Annotated in this window: 10 protein-coding genes, 2 tRNA genes, 3 rRNA genes, 1 pseudogene and 1 CRISPR repeat array; of the genes and pseudogenes, 12 read left to right on the top strand and 4 right to left on the bottom strand. The window is 35.6% G+C overall.

Features of this window, described 5'->3' with window-relative positions; translation table 11 throughout:
- Positions 1-93 precede the first annotated feature (93 nt).
- The 9 genes and pseudogenes from cas9 to FH779_RS02965 all read left to right on the top strand — a co-directional run bounded on the left by cas9 (position 94) and on the right by FH779_RS02965 (position 13,431).
- A pseudogene (cas9, locus tag FH779_RS02925) lies at positions 94-4,358 on the top strand (type II CRISPR RNA-guided endonuclease Cas9).
- An 11-nt stretch (positions 4,359-4,369) separates the two neighbouring features.
- Positions 4,370-5,260: a type II CRISPR-associated endonuclease Cas1 gene (cas1, locus tag FH779_RS02930; protein WP_180905997.1), complete on the top strand. Its 891-nt coding sequence runs from the start codon at positions 4,370-4,372 to the stop codon at positions 5,258-5,260.
- The gene (gene cas2 / locus FH779_RS02935) at positions 5,257-5,595 is read left to right on the top strand and encodes a CRISPR-associated endonuclease Cas2 (RefSeq protein ID WP_180905998.1); all 339 of its coding nucleotides are present in this window, start codon (positions 5,257-5,259) and stop codon (positions 5,593-5,595) included. The genes cas1 and cas2 overlap by 4 nt, the downstream gene beginning before the upstream one ends.
- Positions 5,596-5,701: 106 nt before the next feature.
- Positions 5,702-6,685: a CRISPR direct-repeat array (repeat unit 48 nt; unit sequence GTTGTAACTACTTACGTAAAATTACTAAAAGTGAAAGGAACTCACAAC).
- 729 nt (positions 6,686-7,414) lie between these two features.
- Positions 7,415-8,933, top strand: a 16S ribosomal RNA gene (locus FH779_RS02940).
- A 185-nt stretch (positions 8,934-9,118) separates the two neighbouring features.
- Positions 9,119-9,192: transfer RNA gene (locus FH779_RS02945), tRNA-Ile, on the top strand.
- Positions 9,193-9,234: 42 nt separating this feature from the next.
- Positions 9,235-9,308, top strand: a tRNA-Ala gene (locus tag FH779_RS02950).
- Positions 9,309-9,495: 187 nt separating this feature from the next.
- Positions 9,496-12,279 (top strand): 23S ribosomal RNA (locus FH779_RS02955).
- Positions 12,280-12,498: 219 nt separating this feature from the next.
- Positions 12,499-12,607 (top strand): 5S ribosomal RNA (gene rrf, locus FH779_RS02960).
- The 16S, 23S and 5S rRNA genes sit together here with 2 tRNA genes alongside, the layout of an rRNA operon.
- Positions 12,608-13,002: 395 nt before the next feature.
- Positions 13,003-13,431, top strand: a complete 429-nt coding sequence (locus FH779_RS02965; protein ID WP_180905999.1) for an NUDIX domain-containing protein — start codon at positions 13,003-13,005, stop codon at positions 13,429-13,431.
- Here the strand turns inward: FH779_RS02965 and FH779_RS02970 are convergent.
- Genes FH779_RS02970 through greA form a run of 4 tightly spaced genes read right to left on the bottom strand, consistent with a single transcriptional unit; the run spans position 13,428 to position 15,279 of the window.
- The gene (locus FH779_RS02970) at positions 13,428-13,811 is read right to left on the bottom strand and encodes a hypothetical protein (RefSeq protein ID WP_052217679.1); all 384 of its coding nucleotides are present in this window, start codon (positions 13,809-13,811) and stop codon (positions 13,428-13,430) included. The genes FH779_RS02965 and FH779_RS02970 overlap by 4 nt on opposite strands.
- Complete coding sequence (locus FH779_RS02975) at positions 13,812-14,381, bottom strand: tetratricopeptide repeat protein (RefSeq protein ID WP_038333778.1); 570 nt, start codon at positions 14,379-14,381, stop codon at positions 13,812-13,814.
- A gap of 3 nt (positions 14,382-14,384) precedes the next feature.
- Entirely contained in the window at positions 14,385-14,777 is a 393-nt protein-coding gene (locus FH779_RS02980) for an HIT family protein (RefSeq protein WP_114999218.1), read from the bottom strand.
- A gap of 22 nt (positions 14,778-14,799) precedes the next feature.
- The gene (gene greA, locus FH779_RS02985; RefSeq protein WP_019976987.1) at positions 14,800-15,279 is read right to left on the bottom strand and encodes a transcription elongation factor GreA; all 480 of its coding nucleotides are present in this window, start codon (positions 15,277-15,279) and stop codon (positions 14,800-14,802) included.
- A 134-nt stretch (positions 15,280-15,413) separates the two neighbouring features.
- On the opposite strand from greA, the gene FH779_RS02990 reads away from it, so the two are divergent.
- The 3 genes from FH779_RS02990 to FH779_RS03000 all read left to right on the top strand — a co-directional run bounded on the left by FH779_RS02990 (position 15,414) and on the right by FH779_RS03000 (position 18,726).
- Complete coding sequence (locus tag FH779_RS02990) at positions 15,414-15,863, top strand: hypothetical protein (RefSeq protein WP_114999220.1); 450 nt, start codon at positions 15,414-15,416, stop codon at positions 15,861-15,863.
- A 206-nt stretch (positions 15,864-16,069) separates the two neighbouring features.
- Positions 16,070-17,362 carry a phosphopyruvate hydratase gene (eno, locus tag FH779_RS02995; protein ID WP_038333789.1) on the top strand — a complete coding sequence of 431 codons (1,293 nt, stop codon included), beginning with the start codon at positions 16,070-16,072 and terminating at the stop codon, positions 17,360-17,362.
- Between the two features lie 80 nt (positions 17,363-17,442).
- The gene (locus tag FH779_RS03000; RefSeq protein WP_114999222.1) at positions 17,443-18,726 is read left to right on the top strand and encodes a citrate synthase; all 1,284 of its coding nucleotides are present in this window, start codon (positions 17,443-17,445) and stop codon (positions 18,724-18,726) included.
- Positions 18,727-18,779 lie beyond the last annotated feature (53 nt).

Consider the following 18,779-nt stretch of genomic DNA (forward strand, 5'->3'; position numbering starts at 1 on the left):
AAATATTGATATAAAATATTTATATATGATTACGTGAAACCGTAATTGTATAAATTATTTTTGATGTAATTTAATACGCAAAAGATAATACTTATGGCTAAAAATATACTTGGATTAGATTTAGGAACCAACTCTATTGGATGGGCGTTTGTAAAAGAAGCTACAAATAATAATGAACAATCTTCTATAGAAAAATAGGTGTTCGTGTAAATACTTTAACAACTGATGAGCAAACAAACTTTGAAAAAGGTAAACCTATTACAACAAATGCAGGTAGAACTTTAGCGCGTTCGGCTCGTCGTAATCTTCAACGATTTAAACTTCGAAGAGAAAATCTTTTACAAATTCTGAAAGCACAGAAATGGATTGATAATGAAACTATTTTAGCTGAGAATGGGAATAAAACAACTTTTGAAACTTTTCGTTTACGAGCATTATCAGCTGAAAAACAATTGGAGCTTCACGAATTGGCTCGTGTTCTGTTTCAAATCAACAAAAAGCGCGGTTACAAAAGTTCACATAAAGTGAACAATACCGAAGAAGGTTCTTTGATTGATGGTATGGACATCGCTAAAAAATTATATCATGAAAATCTTACACCAGGGCAATATGTTTTGGATTTGTTAAAGTCTGGAAAGAAAAAGGTTCCTGATTTTTATCGTTCGGATTTACAGTCTGAATTTGATAAGATATGAGATTTTCAAAAGCAATTTTATACTGAATTATTTACAGATAATTTAAAAGAAGAATTAAAGGGAAAAGGAAAAGTAGCGACTTGGGCATTTTTAAAAGTCCCTTTTAATTTGGTTGGAATAAAGCGCAATTTAAAACGTGATGATTTAAAATTAGAGAATTACCAATGGCGAAATGACGCTTTGTCTAACCAATTAAATTTAGAACAAATTGCGATTGTTTTGCAAGAGATTAATGGTCAATTAGCTAATTCTTCTGGTTATTTAGGTGCAATTTCAGATAGAAGCAAAGAGTTGTACTTCAATAACCAAACCGTAGGTCAATATCAATATACTCAGTTACAAAATAATCCGCATGCACGTTTAAAAAATCAAGTGTTTTATCGTCAGGATTATATGGATGAGTTTGAAAAGATTTGGGAAGTTCAAGCAAAAAATCGTGAAAACATATTTACCAATTCTTTAAAAGAAGAAATTCGAGATGTTGTTATTTTCTATCAACGTAAACTAAAATCTCAAAAAGGTTTGATTTCAATTTGTGAGTTCGAACAAAGAAAAATAATTAAAGATGATAAAAAGAAAACTGTTGGTTTACGCGTTATTCCAAAATCAGCACCTTTATTTCAAGAATTCAAAATTTGGCAAATTCTTCATAATGTAAAATTGAAAAATAAGATTACAAATGAAGTTGTGCTTTTAAATGAAAACGATAAAAATCACTTATTTGAAGAATTAAATCTAAAGGGAAATCTTACTGCATCTGAAGTTTTAAAATTGTTAGTTGATAAACCTAAAGATTGGGAAATTAATTATACAAGTTTAGAAGGAAATCGTACTAATCAAGCCCTTTATAATGCTTATTTGACTATTCTAGATAACGAAGGTTATGATGTGCGTGAAGAATTGAAATTAAAATTGAATAAAAACGAAATTACTTTAGCTGATATTGACAAACCTGCATCTGAAATTAAGGAAATGGTGCAAGCTATTTTTAATCATTTAGGAATTAAATCTGAAATTTTAGATTTCAATGTAGAGTTAGAAGGAAAAGTTTTTGATGAGCAATTATCTTTTCAGCTGTGGCATTTGTTGTATGCGTATGAAGAAGACAATTCACCAACTGGAATGGACACTTTGTATCGATTATTAGAACAAAAATTTGGTTTCAATAAAGAGCAAGCTAAAGTAATGGGAACAGTTGCCTTTCAAGATGATTATGGAAGTCTAAGTAGTAAAGCAATTCGTAAAATATATCCTTTTATAAAAGAAAATGAATATTCTGTAGCATGTGATTTAGCTGGATATCGTCATTCTAAAAACTCTTTAACCAAAGAAGAATTAGAAAATCGTGAATTAAAATCTCGTTTAGATATTCTTCCAAAAAATAGTTTGCGCAATCCTGTAGTTGAGAAAATTCTGAATCAGATGGTAAATGTAGTGAATACATTGATTGATACTGAAAATGATAAATTGGAGAAAGCAGGCAGGGCAAGAAATTTTCAATTTGATGAAATCCGTATTGAGTTAGCACGTGAACTTAAGAAGAATGTAAAAGAACGTGAGGAAATGACCAAAGCTATGAATGCAGGAAAAATTGAACACGAGAAAATTATTAAGATTCTTCAAACAGAAGATGGAATTAAGTTCCCAACGCGCAATGATATTATTCGTTATAAATTGTATCAAGAGCTTAAAAATAATGGGTACAAGGATTTGTATACCAATCAATATATCGAACGAAAAGATATTTTTACAAAAAAAATACGATATCGAACATATTATTCCTCAATCGTGTTTGTTTGATGATAGTTTTTCGAATAAAACATTAGTTCCGCGTCAGATCAATTTGGATAAAGGAAATAAAACGGTTTACGATTATATTTTTGATGCCTTTGGACAAGATAAATTAAATGAATTTTTGATACGTTCAAAAGCTTTGTTTGATTTAAATGATGAGGGAATTTCAAAAGCTAAATACAAGAAACTAACAATGAAAGGTTCTGAAATTGGCGAAGGTTTTATTCAAAGAGATTTACGTGATTCACAATATATTGCTAAAAAAGCGAAAGAAATCTTGTTTCAAATTACTAAATCGGTGCTTTCAACTTCTGGTTCAGTTACAGATCGTTTGCGTGACGATTGGGATTTGGTGAATGTAATGAAAGAGTTGAATTTGGAGAAATATCGTTTGGCTGGCTTAACAGAAATGCAAACAACAAAAGATGGTAATCCGAAAGAAGTCATCAAAGATTGGACAAAGCGTAATGATCATCGTCATCATGCTATGGATGCGCTGACTGTTGCATTTACCAAACGTATTTTTATTCAGTATTTAAATAACTTAAATGCGTGTAGAAATGATGAATATGATAGTATTTCAAATGCAAAAGATAAAAAGGCTATTGATACAAATAGCTTAAGAATTTCGAGTAAAGATGCATTAGGAATTGAAGAAAAAGAAACGCATAAAATAAATGATGGAAAAGGAAATTATAAACGTGTTTTCAATGAACCTATTCCAAATTTCAGACAACTGGCGAAACAACATTTAGAAGCTGTTTTAGTATCGCATAAAGCAAAAAATAAAGTTGTTACTCGAAATATGAACAAAATAAAAGGAACCGACAAAGTTCAGATTGCTTTAACTCCTCGAGGACAAATGCACAAGGAAACCGTTTATGGCAAAATCAAACAATATGCTTTTAAAGAAGAAAAAGTTTCAGCAAAGTTTGGTGAGGCTACAATTGCTATGGTTTCGAATCCACAATATAGATCTCTTTTATTACAGCGTTTAGCCGAAAATGGAAAAGATGCTAAAAAAGCATTTACAGGAAAAAATGCGTTGTCAAAAAATCCAATTTTATTAAAAGACGGAACAGAATTACCTGAAAAAGTAAAATTAATGTGGCTGGAAGATGATTATACGATTCGTAAAGATATTGGACCTGATTTAAAAATTGACAAAGTGATTGACGAAGGCGTAAAACGAATTTTACAAACTCGGTTAGATCAATTTAAAGGAGATTCAAAAAAGGCTTTTTCTGATTTGGAACAAAATCCAATTTGGTTGAATGAAGAAAAAGGAATTGCAATAAAACGTGTAACGATATCAGGAGTTAAAAATGCTGAAGCATTACATGTTAAAAGGATCATTTAGGAAATGATATTTTTGATGAAGATGGAAATCAAATTCCAATTGATTTTGTGAGTACAGGAAATAATCATCATGTAGCTATTTACGAAGATGAGAAAGGGAATCTTCAAGAAAAAGTTATTTCATTTTATGAAGCTGTAGCTCATGTAAATCAAGGTTTACCAATTGTAGATAAAGCCTACAATCAACACTTAGGTTGGACATTTAAATTTACAATGAAGCAAAACGAAATGTTTGTTTTTCCATCAGAAGGTTTTAATCCAAATGAAATTGATTTGTTTGATAGGAAAAATCAGACGTTAATAAGTAAACATTTATTTAGGGTGCAGAAATTTGGTGAGCTTTCTAAATCTGGTTTTTGGTTTAGACATCATTTAGAAACTTCTGTTTATTTAGTTAAGTCTTTAAGGTTTATTACTTACTCAGATTTTTATAGTAAGGATTTTATGAAAACCATAGTAAAAGTCAGAACAAACCATTTAGGAGAAATCATCCATATTGGAGAATATTAAAATGTAAGTTTATGTTAAAACGCACCATTTACATTGGTAATCCATCTTATTTAAAATTAAAAGACAATCAATTGAAAATAGAAGATGCGACAACCAAAGAAATCAAAGGCTCTATACATATTGAAGATTTAGGATTTTTGGTGTTGGATCATTATCAAATTACCCTAAGTCATCAACTTATAGTGATGTTACAACAAAATAATGTGGCGATAATCAGTTGCGACGATAGTCATATGCCTTTAGGGTTGATGTTACCAATGAATGGGCATGTGGAGCATAGTGAGCGATTGAAACATCAAATTAATGTTTCGGAACCTTTGCGCAAACAGTTGTGGAAACAAACGATTGAAGCTAAGATTTATCAACAAAAAGCATTGTTAAGTAAGTTTGGTTTTGTAGAGGAGCCACTGCAGAATTATTTAACGAATGTAAAATCGGGAGATTCCACGAATATGGAAGGGATTGCGGCTCAATATTATTGGAAACAATTATTTGACAATTTTACGAGAGAACGAGATGGTGATGCTCCTAATAATTTTCTGAATTTTGGATATGCTATTCTTCGAAGTATGGTTGCAAGAGCTTTAGTGAGTTCTGGACTAAATCCTACAATTGGTATTTTTCATCGCAATAAATACAATCCATATTGTTTGGCTGATGATATAATGGAACCTTATCGACCTTATGTTGATGAATTGGTCTTAGAATGGATGAATAAGCCTTATCGACCGACTGAAATGAGTAAAGATGCTAAAGCACATTTATTACAAATAGCAACAAAAGATGTAAAAATTGATGGTTTGAAAAGACCTTTGTTAGTAGCGATAAGCTCTACAACAAGTTCTTTATATAAGTGTATGATAGGGGAGCAACGTGTGATTCGTTTTCCTGAAATGACATGAGTTTTAGTCGTTATAATGCTTATCGTATTATGTGGGTTTTAGTTTTGTTTGATTTGCCAACGGAAACAAAAAAGCAAAGAAGTCAGGCTACTCGTTTTAGAAAAGAGTTGATAGATGATGGATTTACTATGTTTCAGTTTTCTATTTATTTGCGACATTGTCCAAGTAGAGAAAATGCAGAGGTACATATAAGACGAACAAAATCTAAATTACCTGAATTTGGTAAAGTTGGAATAATTTGTATTACTGATAAACAATTTGGACAAATGGAAATATTTTTTTCCAAAAAAGAAACCGATTTACCAACAGGTCCACAACAATTAGAATTATTTTAGGAATAAAAAAATCCGATAGAAAACTCAACTTCTATCGGATTTTACTTTTTTTCTCATATCTAAATTTCATCTCAAACCCTTTTATATAAAGGACTTTTAAAATGAGGTTGTAACTACTTACGTAAAATTACTAAAAGTGAAAGGAACTCACAACTCAAGCTCAAACGAGATTGTTGTTCAATGTGTTGTAACTACTTACGTAAAATTACTAAAAGTGAAAGGAACTCACAACCATACCTGCAAAAAAAGAACTTGATAAATGGTTGTAACTACTTACGTAAAATTACTAAAAGTGAAAGGAACTCACAACGTTATAGGTGCTGGACTTACTTTTGTAGGTGTTGTAACTACTTACGTAAAATTACTAAAAGTGAAAGGAACTCACAACTATAAAAGATATCATGGCGACATCCGACGAGTTGTAACTACTTACGTAAAATTACTAAAAGTGAAAGGAACTCACAACCACAATTTGACGAATAATTTCATTAATAAAGTTGTAACTACTTACGTAAAATTACTAAAAGTGAAAGGAACTCACAACTTGTCGGGTGGTCAATTAATGACTTATAATGTTGTAACTACTTACGTAAAATTACTAAAAGTGAAAGGAACTCACAACTTGATTAATAATAAATTTTATTTTTTTGCTGTTGTAACTACTTACGTAAAATTACTAAAAGTGAAAGGAACTCACAACTATATGTCTGAACATTGGAAATTTCACTCTGTTGTAACTACTTACGTAAAATTACTAAAAGTGAAAGGAACTCACAACACTCCTAAGCCGTTTAACTGATCAGCAATAGTTGTAACTACTTACGTAAAATTACTAAAAGTGAAAGGAACTCACAACTGACTTTGTAAACGTCGCTACCTCAGTTCTGTTGTAACTACTTACGTAAAATTACTAAAAGTGAAAGGAACTCACAACCGCCCGGCAGGAAGGGCATGACCACCAGCCGTTGTAACTACTTACGTAAAATTACTAAAAGTGAAAGGAACTCACAACTATACATTTGCTTATGTTGGAACGTATCCTGTTGTAACTACTTACGTAAAATTACTAAAAGTGAAAGGAACTCACAACATGAATACCTTCATCCAGTCCTGCTGAACTCGTTTCAGCATCACATTCTAAAATAATGTAAAAGAACAATTTTCTTTATAATAGTGATAACCTTTCTTAGGTAAATCTAGAATCGTAAATCTAAAAACCTTCTTTTTCTGTCAAAAATGCCAATCTAATCTACAAATCTTCTCCAATTTTTTATTTTTCACCGATCGTTTTTCTCTATTTCGTCTACCGTTTAGCGTAAACCGTCAAACATTTCAAAAAATATTTCTCATCATACCAGTAACTTAAGAGAAGAATGTAAAATAAATGTAAATTATGTTTGGAAAAGCGGAAAAAGGGTACGTATATTTGCAACCTCAATACGAAAGACGAGTAGTATTGAAATTGACATAGGGACTTATATAGCGATAAAATTTATTTGAAAATAAATTTGCGAGTTTAGAAATAAGTATTACCTTTGCAAACCAACTCCGAAAGGAGTTTGAGAGTGAAAGTAAATTTGACTTATTGAAATAAAAATTTTAAAAATTTTCTAAGTAAAATTTGTTAGTTAAAAAATAAGTATTACCTTTGCAACCGCAAACGCCGAGAGGTTTTGCTAAGATGAGAAGTTCATTTGAAATTATAAAATATACAGAAGAAAAAATAGCCGAATAAAACGAAGTCAATCCTTGAATAATGGAGCTATAGGAAATTCGAAGTTGTAAAAAACAGAAGCTAACGCTTCAAAAAAAATTATTTACAATGGAGAGTTTGATCCTGGCTCAGGATGAACGCTAGCGGGAGGCTTAACACATGCAAGCCGAGGGGTATATTTCTTTCGGGAGATAGAGACCGGCGCACGGGTGCGTAACGCGTATGCAACTTGCCCTACTGAAAAGGATAGCCCTTCGAAAGGAGGATTAATACTTTATAATAGAAATCATGGCATCATGAATTTTTGAAAGATTTATCGCAGTAGGATAGGCATGCGTAAGATTAGTTAGTTGGTGAGGTAACGGCTCACCAAGACGATGATCTTTAGGGGGCCTGAGAGGGTGAACCCCCACACTGGTACTGAGACACGGACCAGACTCCTACGGGAGGCAGCAGTGAGGAATATTGGACAATGGGTGGAAGCCTGATCCAGCCATCCCGCGTGTAGGATGACGGCCTTATGGGTTGTAAACTACTTTTATCTGGGGATAAACCTACTTACGTGTAAGTAGCTGAAGGTACCAGAAGAATAAGCACCGGCTAACTCCGTGCCAGCAGCCGCGGTAATACGGAGGGTGCAAGCGTTATCCGGATTTATTGGGTTTAAAGGGTCCGTAGGCGGATTAATCAGTCAGTGGTGAAATCTCATAGCTTAACTATGAAACTGCCATTGATACTGTTAGTCTTGAGTGATGTTGAAGTTGCTGGAATGTGTAGTGTAGCGGTGAAATGCTTAGATATTACGCAGAACACCAATTGCGAAGGCAGGTGACTAAACATAAACTGACGCTGATGGACGAAAGCGTGGGGAGCGAACAGGATTAGATACCCTGGTAGTCCACGCCGTAAACGATGGATACTTGCTGTTGGATTTTCGGATTCAGTGGCTAAGCGAAAGTTATAAGTATCCCACCTGGGGAGTACGTTCGCAAGAATGAAACTCAAAGGAATTGACGGGGGCCCGCACAAGCGGTGGAGCATGTGGTTTAATTCGATGATACGCGAGGAACCTTACCAAGGCTTAAATGCAATTTGACAGATCTAGAAATAGATTTTTCTTCGGACAGAATGCAAGGTGCTGCATGGCTGTCGTCAGCTCGTGCCGTGAGGTGTTAGGTTAAGTCCTGCAACGAGCGCAACCCCTATCATTAGTTGCCAGCGTTTAAAGACGGGGACTCTAATGAGACTGCCGGTGCAAACCGCGAGGAAGGTGGGGACGACGTCAAGTCATCACGGCCCTTACGTCTTGGGCTACACACGTGCTACAATGGTAAGTACAGAGGGCAGCTACTTGGCAACAAGATGCGAATCTCAAAAACTTATCTCAGTTCGGATTGGAGTCTGCAACTCGACTCTATGAAGCTGGAATCGCTAGTAATCGCATATCAGCCATGATGCGGTGAATACGTTCCCGGGCCTTGTACACACCGCCCGTCAAGCCATGGAAGCTGGGGGTACCTGAAGTCGGTGACCGTAAAAGGAGCTGCCTAGGGTAAAACTGGTAACTAGGGCTAAGTCGTAACAAGGTAGCCGTACCGGAAGGTGCGGCTGGAACATCTCATATTTAGAGAACGACGAATTTTCTTCTATTAGTAGAAGATTGATTTTGATTCGGCTTTTTATTCTGTAGTATTATATAAATATATTAGAAGTTAGATATTAGAATTGAGAACTTAGATAAATCTAAATACTTATCTCTCAATACTAAAATCTTACAACTAAAAAGACCACTCTTTAAGAGTATTAAAGAGTCTCATAGCTCAGCTGGTTAGAGCGCTACACTGATAATGTAGAGGTCGGCAGTTCGAGTCTGCCTGAGACTACAAACGTACAACGTTAAACGTTCTACGTAATACGTAAAAAGAGGGGGATTAGCTCAGCTGGCTAGAGCGCTTGCCTTGCACGCAAGAGGTCATCGGTTCGACTCCGATATTCTCCACGAAGCGATAAACGAAGTTCGAACTTCGAAATTCGTTTAAAGCAGAAGAGTTCATTGACATTATTGAAAAAAAACATACAATCAAAACAGATTTAGAGATAAATCAAAGTTTATATAAGGTATACAATTAATCAAGAAAACGAGTAAGATTAACATAACCGCTCAATAATATGACGGTTAAATCGAGAAAAAAGTTACAAAGGGCGTACGGCGGATGCCTAGGCTTTGAGAGGCGATGAAGGACGTGATAAGCTGCGATAAGCTACGGGGAGCGGCACATACGCATTAATCCGTAGATTTCCGAATGGGACAACCCGGCATGTTGAAGACATGTCACTCACGTAAGTGAGAGCGAACGTTGGGAACTGAAACATCTAAGTACCAATAGGAAAAGAAATCAATTGAGATTCCGTAAGTAGTGGCGAGCGAACGCGGATTAGCCCTAAAGACTTTATAATGATAATAGAATAACCTGGAAAGGTTAACCGTAGAGGGTGATAGTCCCGTAAATGAAATTTTTATTAAGTTGATAACGAGTAAGGCGGAACACGAGAAATTCTGTCCGAATATGGGAGGACCATCTTCCAAGGCTAAATACTCCTCAAAGACCGATAGTGAACTAGTACTGTGAAGGAAAGGTGAAAAGCATTTCGAATAGAAAGTTGAAATAGAACCTGAAACCGTACGCCTACAAGCGGTCGGAGCTCTTCGGAGTGACGGCGTGCCTTTTGCATAATGAGCCTACGAGTTAATGTTGCTGGCAAGGTTAAGCACTTCAGGTGCGGAGCCGTAGCGAAAGCGAGTCTGAATAGGGCGCTATAGTCAGTAGTATTAGACGCGAAACCTTGTGATCTACCCATGGGCAGGTTGAAGCTTTGGTAACACAAAGTGGAGGACCGAACCGGTTGACGTTGAAAAGTCTTCGGATGACCTGTGGGTAGGGGTGAAAGGCCAATCAAACTGGGAAATAGCTCGTACTCCCCGAAATGCATTTAGGTGCAGCGTTTAGTTAAGTATATTAGAGGTAGAGCTACTGATTGGATGCGGGGGCTTCACCGCCTACCAATTCCTGACAAACTCCGAATGCTAATATATGTTTCTAGGCAGTGAGGGCATGGGTGCTAAGGTCCATGTCCGAGAGGGAAAGAACCCAGACCATCAGCTAAGGTCCCCAAATATATGCTAAGTTGAAAAAACGCGGTTGGATTGCATAGACAGCTAGGATGTTAGCTTGGAAGCAGCTATTCATTTAACGAGTGCGTAACAGCTCACTAGTCGAGCGATCCGGCATGGATAATAATCGGGCATAAGCATATTACCGAAGCTATGGATTAGTACAAAAGTACTACTGGTAGGGGAGCATTCTAACGGCGCAGAAGTCATCTGGTAATGGATGGTGGAGCTTTTAGAAAAGAAAATGTAGGCATGAGTAACGATAAAATAAGTGAGAAACTTATTCGCCGTAAGACTAAGGCTTCCTCAGCTATGCTAATCAGCTGAGGGTTAGTCGGGACCTAACACGAACCCTAACGGGGTAGTGGATGGCAAACGGGTTAATATTCCCGTACCTGCACTCAATAAAAGTGACGAATGATTGTAGGAGGTGCGTACTGACGGAATAGTACGTTGAACCTACGTAAAGTAGGGATAGTACACGAAGACTTCGGTTAGAGTGATAATCCTCTGAAAATTGTTCCAAGAAATAGCGAGATGTGCAGCCCGTACCGTAAACCGACACAGGTGGTCGAGGAGAGTATCCTAAGGCGCTCGAGCGATTCATGGTTAAGGAATTAGGCAAAATAGACCTGTAACTTCGGGAGAAAGGTCGCTGACAGCAATGTCAGCCTCAGTAAAAAGGCCCAGGCGACTGTTTATCAAAAACACAGGACTCTGCAAAATAGAAATATGACGTATAGGGTCTGACACCTGCCCGGTGCTGGAAGGTTAAGGAAGGAGCTTAGAAGTAATTCGAAGGTTTTGACTGAAGCCCCAGTAAACGGCGGCCGTAACTATAACGGTCCTAAGGTAGCGAAATTCCTTGTCGGGTAAGTTCCGACCTGCACGAATGGTGTAACGATCTGGGCACTGTCTCAACCATGATCTCGGTGAAATTGTAGTATCGGTGAAGATGCCGGTTAATCGCAACGGGACGAAAAGACCCTGTGAACCTTTACTATAGCTTTGTATTGACTTCGGGTAAATAATGTGTAGGATAGGTGGGAGACTATGAAGCAGTATCGCTAGGTATTGTGGAGTCATTGTTGAAATACCACCCTTTATTTACTTGGAGCCTAACTTCTTTATAGAAGGACAGTGCATGGTGGGTAGTTTGACTGGGGTGGTCGCCTCCAAAAGAGTAACGGAGGCTTTCAAAGGTACCCTCAGCACGCTTGGTAACCGTGCGTAGAGTGTAATGGCATAAGGGTGCTTGACTGTGAGACCAACAAGTCGATCAGGTGCGAAAGCAGGACATAGTGATCCGGTGGTTCCGTATGGAAGGGCCATCGCTCAAAGGATAAAAGGTACTCCGGGGATAACAGGCTAGTCTCCCCCAAGAGCTCACATCGACGGGGAGGTTCGGCACCTCGATGTCGGCTCGTCACATCCTGGGGCTGGAGAAGGTCCCAAGGGTTGGGCTGTTCGCCCATTAAAGTGGCACGCGAGCTGGGTTCAGAACGTCGTGAGACAGTTCGGTCTCTATCTGTTGTGATCGTTAGAAGTTTGAGCGGAGTTGACTCTAGTACGAGAGGACCGTGTTGAACAAACCTCTGGTGTATCAGTTGTGCCGCCAGGTGCACCGCTGAGTAGCTACGTTTGGAAGAGATAAGCACTGAAAGCATATAAGTGCGAAACTCGCCGCAAGATTAGACTTCTTTAAAGGGTCGTTGTAGACTACAACGTTGATAGGCTATAGATGTAAAGGCAGTGATGTCATAGTCGAGTAGTACTAATTACCCATAGACTTTTTCTTAAAAAGTACAACGAATCAAAGATAATGATAGCAATATCAAAAATTAAAAAGATTAAATACTAAGATTGATTTAATCGTCATAGAGAAGGTTAGTTAATCTTATTTGGATTAATGAAGTAATACCAAAAGATTGTATAAACGAAATTCGAAACACGAAAAACGAATTTCGAACTCAATAATGTCAAGATATAGTAGGAACTAAAACCTATTTAAAAATATTAGGGTGACTATAGCTGCAGGGCTCACCTCTTCCCATTCCGAACAGAGAAGTTAAGCCTGCCTGCGCCGATGGTACTGTTACTTACGGGAGAGTAGGTCGTCGCCAGTTTTTATTAAAAGCCTCAAGATTATTTTCTTGAGGCTTTTTTATGTTCAATAAAGTTATAGGTTTTAAGTGCTACGTTCTACGTATAACATAAAACTTATTACGTAATACTTCATAAACACCCCTATAATCCCCTCAAGAGGATAGTTTGCATAGATTTTTATTCTAGTAAATCTAACGTCTTATAACTTATCACTCAAAACTTACAACTTATAACTCAAAACCCGCGTTAGGGATAGTAGTGGAAATCCTTTTGTAGGAATTGAATTTTTCTAATCTGTAATAGAATCTTCTTCTACAAAAGATTGGAACGGATAGCCCGACCGAAGGGAACGCCATAATAATAAACAATTGAATGAAGAATTTTTATATATTTAGGTTTTAAAGTAAAAGAAGATATGAAACCATTTAATGTGCGTGTATATGCGTTATTGGAGCACAAGGGAAAGGTATTGGTGATTCACGAGCCGTTTCAGGGAGAATTAATTTATAAGTTTCCTGGAGGTGGACTGGAGTTTGGTGAAGGAACTAAAGATTGTATAAGGAGAGAGATAAAAGAGGAATTGAATTTGAAAGTGGAAGTTCATGAGCATTTTTATACACAAGATTTTTTTGTGCTGAATGCTTTTGATCCAACAGAACAGGTTTTATTAATTTATTATAAAGCGACAATTACAGAGAAAGCATTGGCTAAATTGAAAATTTTGGATGCTGATATCAACGAATTGTTATGGTTATCGAAAGAAGAATTGAATGTAGAGAAATTTACACTGGATGCAGATAAAGTGGTAGTTGATTTGTATAAAAAAGAAAACTTCGAATCTTAAGACTCGAAGTTTATTATTTTTTGATCATCAAAATACTGTATAACAGCGTATTTCATTAACAAGGTTTGCTCATTAGTTTTAAGCGGTGGTAAATCTTCCAACAACTCAAAATGTGGCCAACCATCTGGATCTAATCCATCGAAACGATAAAAACCAAAAGGTTCTAACACGCGACAAACTGCAATGTGTAATAAATTGAGTTTATCATCTTTTTTAAATCGTTTTTTTCCTTGTCCTAATTCTTGAACACCGATTAAAAAAAGAATGGTATCTAAATCTGGTCTTTCACCGTCTGTGAAATTTTGTTGAAAAAATTCTTCAATCAGTTTCCACTTGTTGGTGTTTGATGATGATTCTTCTGTAAATTTTGATATATCCATTTAGAATTTACGTCCTTTGTGACGCATATGTGGGTTTTGTAATTGCGAATTACTTACGTTGAAACGTTTCATTTGATCATTCATCATTTTGATTTGATCTGTAAACATTCCTTTCGAATCGTTTTTCTTCGCTTCTTTAATATAACCTTCCGCTTCTTTCTTTTTACCTTTTGACATTGCAGCTCCAGCCAAAGATAAATTAGCCATTGCTCTGTCATGATCAAATGATAAACCGTAGTTTAAGGCTTCTTTCATATATTTTTCTGAAACGGCAACATTGTCCTGCGCTTCAGTAATTCCCATCATATAATGGTAATATCCCATTTGTTTAGGAATTAATTCTGATGATGGATTTTTGATCTTTTGTAACCATTTTTTCGCTTTTGCCATATCCTCTTTACGTAAAAACCAGAAAGCTAACAAGATGTTTTCGTTTCTGAAATAGAATAAAATTGGAAATACAGCGACTAATAACGAAACAAATCCCCAACCGTATTCGCGAATGGTAAACAAAAAGATTGCTAAAGCGATTAATACAGCGGCGATTACTAATTTAATGTATTTGTTCATCGATTATAAATATGATTTGATATTATCTGCAATTTCGATCATTTTCTCGGCAGATAATTGAAGTTTTGGATTTGAGAAATTGATATCTTGCATTGTATTTAGAGGAACCAAATGCACATGTACATGTGGTACCTCTAAACCAACAACAGCTACGCCAACGCGTAAACAAGGTATTGCTTTTTCTATAGCTTGTGCAATTTCATAAGAAAAGTCCATTAAACCTAAATAGGTTTCTTTGTCTAAATCGAAGATTTTATCGACTTCTTTTTTCGGGATAACCAATACATGACCTTCTACCAAAGGAAACGCGTCCAAAATAGCGATGTACTTATCGTTTTCGGCAATTTTGTATGATGGTATTTCTCCGTTTATAATTTTAGTGAAAATGCTTGCCATATGTTTTTTAATTTTTGAAATCTTAGTCCAAAGATATTTCTAAAATTTCAAAATTTAAAGTCATTCCGTTAGGTAATGTAATTTCTGCAACTTCTCCAAGTGATTTTCCTAACAATCCTTTTGCGATTGGAGTATTTACAGAGATGCGCATTTTAGCTAAATCAGCCTCAGATTCAGGTACCAAAGTGTACACTAATTCTTGTCCGTTCGCTGTATTTTTTATTTTAACTTTTGATAATATTGATACTTTAGAATGGTCTAATTTAGATTCATCAATTACGCGTGCATATGCTACAACTTCTTTCAATTTAGCAATTTGCATCTCTAACATTCCTTGAGCTTCTTTTGCAGCATCGTATTCTGCATTTTCAGATAAATCTCCTTTATCACGAGCATCAGCAATTTGTTGCGAAATTTTTGGACGCTCAAAAGTTTCTAACTGATGAAGCTCTTCACGCAACTTTTCTAATCCTTCTTTCGTTACATATTGTATATTTGCCATAACAACAATGTTTAATTAATTTTTTATTAAATAGGTCTTATAAAATAAATAATCCTACACATATGTAATACTATGCGCAGGACTATTTAGTTATTGTACTACAAAGATAATAAAAAAAATACAGCAAATTAAAAATGAAACAATTTATTAAAACGATTCTAAATAAGGTTATTTTGGTTTGTGTTTTTGCAAGCTTATTTCAAGGTTGTAATTCAGATGACGGTGTAGTAAGTTGTGTGCCAAATACGATTGTGAATGTTTCAATCAATATCAATTTACCTTTGTATTCTAATCTAAACAATCCAGGAGGATGGGTATATGTAGATGGAGCAACAGCTGGTTCTAGAGGTTTGATTGTGGTGCGTACGGCTTCTGGTTTCAAAGCTTACGATCGTAATGCGCCGCATATTTGTCCTGGTGCAGAAACTACTTTGTATGTAAAGAATGACATCAGTATTGTATGTGATGCAGATAATTCTGAATGGATTTTATTAACAGGACAACCTACAAAAGTAGCGAACAGAGCACCAAGAACTTACCAAGTGTATGTAAATGCAAATGGAACGCTTACAATAACGAATTAAATTTTTTAACGAAAGTTTTTTTAATTCACTCAAAAAATAATAATCTTTGCAGGCATCGAAATTATACTTCTTTATTATGCATGCATAAATTTTTCGAATGGTTTTTGAATTAAATTATTTTTAAAAAAAGATAATTTCGTTGTAAAGATTACTCAAATCCATTATTTTTGGTAAATCAAAATTTTATCAATTAAAAAATATTAATAATGAGCATTATTTCGCATATCCATGCAAGACAAATTTTAGATTCTCGTGGTAACCCAACTGTAGAAGTAGACGTGTATACAGAATCAGGTGTTTTAGGTCGTGCAGCTGTTCCATCAGGAGCATCTACAGGAGAGTATGAAGCAGTAGAATTACGTGATGGTGGAGACTTGTACTTAGGTAAAGGAGTTTTGAAAGCTATCGAGAATGTAAATGAAGTGATTGCTCCAGAATTAATTGGTTTTTCTGTTTTCGAACAAAATTTAATCGATCAAGTAATGATTGATTTAGATGGAACTGAAAACAAAGCTAAATTGGGTGCTAATGCAATTTTGGGTGTTTCTTTGGCAGTTGCAAAAGCTGCAGCAGAAGAATTAGGTTTACCATTGTTTAGATACATCGGTGGAGTTAATGCAAACACATTACCAGTTCCTATGATGAATATCGTAAATGGAGGTTCTCATTCTGATGCGCCTATCGCATTCCAAGAATTCATGATTATGCCAGTTCAGGCAGAATCTTTTTCTGATGCTTTACGCAAAGGAACAGAAGTTTTTCATGCATTAAAGAAAATTTTACACGACCGTGGTTTATCTACAGCAGTAGGTGACGAAGGTGGTTTTGCACCAACTTTTGATGGTACAGAAGATGCTTTAGATACTGTAATTTCTGCAATAGAAAAAGCAGGTTACAAAGCAGGTGAAGAAATTATGATTGCATTAGATTGTGCATCATCAGAATTCTATCACGATGGAAAATATGACTATACAAAATTCGAAGGAGAAAAAGGAGCTATCCGTACTTCTGCAGAGCAAGCAGCTTATTTAGCAGAATTGACAGAGAAGTATCCAATTATATCTATCGAAGATGGTATGGACGAAAACGATTGGGAAGGTTGGAAAATCTTAACAGATAAAATCGGTAAACGTGTTCAGATTGTTGGAGACGATTTATTGGTAACGAATGTAACTAAATTAGAAAAAGCAATTGATGCTGAAACAGCAAATTCTATCTTAGTAAAATTCAATCAAATTGGTACGTTAACAGAAACGATCAAAGCAGTACAAATGGCGCAAAATGCACGTTATACAGCAGTTATGTCTCACCGTTCTGGAGAAACAGAAGATGCTACAATTGCAGATTTAGCTGTTGCTTTGAACACAGGACAAATCAAAACTGGTTCTGCTTCTCGCTCTGATCGTATGGCGAAATACAACCAATTATTACGCATTGAAGAGATTCTTGGAGAAACTGCAATCTTTCCAGGACTTAAGGCTTTTAAAGTTAAGCGATAAAATAATTTGAGACTGATATTTATCAGTCTCAAATTAATAAAAAAAGTGTAAATTACGCAATAAATAATATAAACTATAAAATGTCAGATAAGGTAATATTAAATTACAACGGAAATGAGTTGGAGCTACCTGTTACAACTGGTACAATGGATGAAAAATCTATTGATATTTCCAAGTTAAGAAGTGCTACTGGATTAATTACAATGGATCCAGGTTACAAAAATACAGGGGCATGCGAATCTAAAATTACATTTTTAGACGGTGAAGAAGGTAAATTGATGTACCGTGGATATCCTATTGAACAATTAGCAGAGAAATCTTCTTTCGTAGAAGTAATGTATTTGTTAATCAAAGGAGAATTACCTACACAAGCTGAATTAGATAAATTTATCGCTGATATTAATGAGTACAACTATGTGTCAGAAGATTTAATCAAAATCTTAGATGCATTCCCAAGTTCTGCTCACCCAATGGGAGTATTAACATCTTTAACAGCTGCTTTATCAGCATTCAACCCAAAAGTTGTAGACGTTACTTCTCCAGATGATATGTATAGAGCGGCAGTTACTTTATTAGGTAAATTCCCAGTATTAGCGTCTTGGACACAAAGAAAAATTAAAGGATTACCAGTTAACTACTCTAACGATAAATTATCTTACGTAGAAAACTTTTATCAATTATTATTCAAAAAACCAGGTCAAGAATTAGACTTAGATCCAGTTATTATTGATGCAATTGACAAATTATTAATCTTACACGCAGATCACGAACAAAACTGTTCTACATCAAGTGTACGTTTAGTAGGTTCTTCTCACGCAGGTTTATTTGCTTCTATCTCTGGTGGTATCTCTGCATTATGGGGACCATTACACGGAGGTGCTAACCAAGCAGTATTAGAAATGTTAGAAGCGATCAAAAATGATGGTGGAGATGTTGAAAAATACTTAGCAAAAGCAAAAGATAAAAACGATCCATTCCGTTTAATGGGATTCGGACACCGTGTTTATAAAAACTTTGACCCTCGTGCGAAAATCATCAAAGTTGCTGCGGATAACGTTTTAGAGAAATTAGGAATCAATGATCCTATTTTAGATATTGCGAAAAAATTAGAGCAAGCTGCTTTAGAAGACGAGTATTTCAAATCAAGAAACTTATATCCAAACGTAGATTTCTATTCAGGAATTATCTACAAAGCGTTAGATATCCCAACTGAAATGTTTACAGTTATGTTTGCTGTTGGACGTCTACCAGGATGGATTGCACAATGGATGGAAATGCGCGAGACGAATCAACCAATTGGTCGTCCTCGTCAATTATACACAGGAGCACCATTACGTGATTACGTTGAAATTGAAAAAAGATAAGAATTATCTTATTCATCATACAATCCGAAAATCAAAGTTTGATTTTCGGATTT

The organism is Empedobacter falsenii, assembly GCF_013488205.1.
Lineage (GTDB): Bacteria > Bacteroidota > Bacteroidia > Flavobacteriales > Weeksellaceae > Empedobacter > Empedobacter falsenii_C.

Bases quoted from the DNA above. Each gene is read 5' to 3' on its own strand.
- greA (WP_019976987.1), bottom strand. From the start codon at position 15,279: ATGGCAAATATACAATATGTAACGAAAGAAGGATTAGAAAAGTTGCGT.
- FH779_RS02990 (WP_114999220.1), top strand. From the start codon at position 15,414: ATGAAACAATTTATTAAAACGATTCTAAATAAGGTTATTTTGGTTTGT.
- FH779_RS02970 (WP_052217679.1), bottom strand. From the start codon at position 13,811: ATGGATATATCAAAATTTACAGAAGAATCATCATCAAACACCAACAAG.
- eno (WP_038333789.1), top strand. From the start codon at position 16,070: ATGAGCATTATTTCGCATATCCATGCAAGACAAATTTTAGATTCTCGT.
- FH779_RS02980 (WP_114999218.1), bottom strand. From the start codon at position 14,777: ATGGCAAGCATTTTCACTAAAATTATAAACGGAGAAATACCATCATAC.
- FH779_RS03000 (WP_114999222.1), top strand. From the start codon at position 17,443: ATGTCAGATAAGGTAATATTAAATTACAACGGAAATGAGTTGGAGCTA.
- FH779_RS02975 (WP_038333778.1), bottom strand. From the start codon at position 14,381: ATGAACAAATACATTAAATTAGTAATCGCCGCTGTATTAATCGCTTTA.
- cas2 (WP_180905998.1), top strand. From the start codon at position 5,257: ATGAGTTTTAGTCGTTATAATGCTTATCGTATTATGTGGGTTTTAGTT.
- cas1 (WP_180905997.1), top strand. From the start codon at position 4,370: ATGTTAAAACGCACCATTTACATTGGTAATCCATCTTATTTAAAATTA.
- FH779_RS02965 (WP_180905999.1), top strand. From the start codon at position 13,003: ATGAAACCATTTAATGTGCGTGTATATGCGTTATTGGAGCACAAGGGA.